At 35.9% G+C, this 1552-nt stretch carries 2 protein-coding genes; both read left to right on the top strand.

Going from position 1 to position 1552, the window contains the following annotated elements:
• Nucleotides 1–21 precede the first annotated feature (21 nt).
• Nucleotides 22–777, top strand: coding sequence for a response regulator transcription factor (locus PGC14_RS11535; RefSeq protein WP_271629012.1), 756 nt, complete (start codon nt 22–24; stop codon nt 775–777).
• 170 nt (nt 778–947) lie between these two features.
• A partial coding sequence (locus PGC14_RS11530; RefSeq protein WP_271629011.1) for an ABC transporter substrate-binding protein occupies nt 948–1552 on the top strand: 605 nt, incomplete at its 3' end.

The raw sequence follows: 1552 nt of genomic DNA, 5'->3' as shown, positions 1-1552 counted from the left end.
TTGTGAAGAAGGAGAAGGAAAATGTGCACTCTTTTGATAGTGGAAGATGAAGAAATCTTGCTAGAAAGGCTTGTAAAAACCGTAGATTGGGAGAGCATTGGGATTAATAAAGTCATCGGTATTGATAGTAGCGAAGAAGCTTTAAATGTCCTGATAACAGAAAACGTGGATATAATTCTGACGGATATCAGAATGCCAATTATGGATGGACTTGATTTAGCAGAGTTTGTACACAGTAGACTAAAACATCCTTATGTAATACTTATGAGTGGTTATAAAGAATTTGAGTATGCCCACAGAGCAATTAAACTTGGTGTTGTGGATTATATCTTAAAACCATTTACCAAAGAAGAAGTTTTAGAAACTGTGAAAAAAGCGGTTGAAAAAGTAGCTGCTGAGCATAGTAGGCAGCAATGTTTAGATTCCTGTGAGAACAAAAACATAATTGATATGGTCTTTGACTTTATTTTTGCAAATTGTTCAAAACAAATAAGCTTGAATGATGTAGCAGAGTATGTCCATCTTCACCCTGTGTATCTTAGCAGACTTTTGAAAAACAAAACTGGAAAAACTTTTAAAGAGATACTCACTGAAGTGAGGCTCAAAAAAGCAGAAAAGCTTTTGAAAACATCCAGCTTAAAACATTACGAAATTGCTGAGGCAGTTGGATTTTCAGATGCCCAGTATTTTAGCCAAGTATTCAAAAAAGTGTATGGTATGACACCTATTGAGTGGAAGAAACAAGCTTTGGAAAAACAATCGAGGTTAAAAATTTAAACAAAAAAGTTGTGTTTGTCTATATAGGCTATTGGGCATTTCACACTAAAATTAAAAGTGAAAAACAAAAATAAAAGGAGGTAAATTTTAAATGAAAAAGTGGTTAAAAGTTGTGGCTTTAGCTATTTTAGTGGTCTTTTCATTTTCAGTTGTTTTAGTCGGCCAAATGGGTGAAAAAGGTACAAGGTGCAACAAATGAGCTTACATTCTGGAGCTGGGTTTCTGACTCTGACACTATAAAACAGGTGTATGAGCAGGCTATCAAAGAGTTTAACTCTACTAACAAGTACGGTGTGAAAATCAAGGCTGTGTACACTCCAGGTGAGCAGTACAAAACAAAGCTCCAAACAGCAATGGCAGCAAACAATCCACCAGATATTCTCAACATGTGGGCAGCTGGTAAGATGAAACCATATGTAGATGCAAAAAGGCTTTTCCCAATTAGCGACATCATGAACAAAGACCCACAATGGAAAAACAGGTATGTCAATGGCGTTTTTGACCTGACAACTTTTGGCGGCAAAATCTATGGTATTCCTCAGATAAGAGTTGCAACAGTTATATACTACAACAAACAAATCTTTGCAAAATACAAACTTACACCTCCAAAGACATGGTCAGAGCTTGTAAATGTTATAAAGGTTTTGACTAAAAACAAAATAATACCATTTGCGCTTGATGCAAGAGACCCGTGGATCTTGGCAATGTATGCAGAGTATATTGCAAACAGAATAGACCCGGATGCTTACAGAAAAGTTCAAAAAGATCCAAACGC

It is taken from the genome of Caldicellulosiruptor sp. DIB 104C (genome assembly GCF_028198085.1).
GTDB lineage: Bacteria > Bacillota > Thermoanaerobacteria > Caldicellulosiruptorales > Caldicellulosiruptoraceae > Caldicellulosiruptor > Caldicellulosiruptor saccharolyticus.
This window is presented reverse-complemented; position numbering and strand designations above follow the sequence as displayed.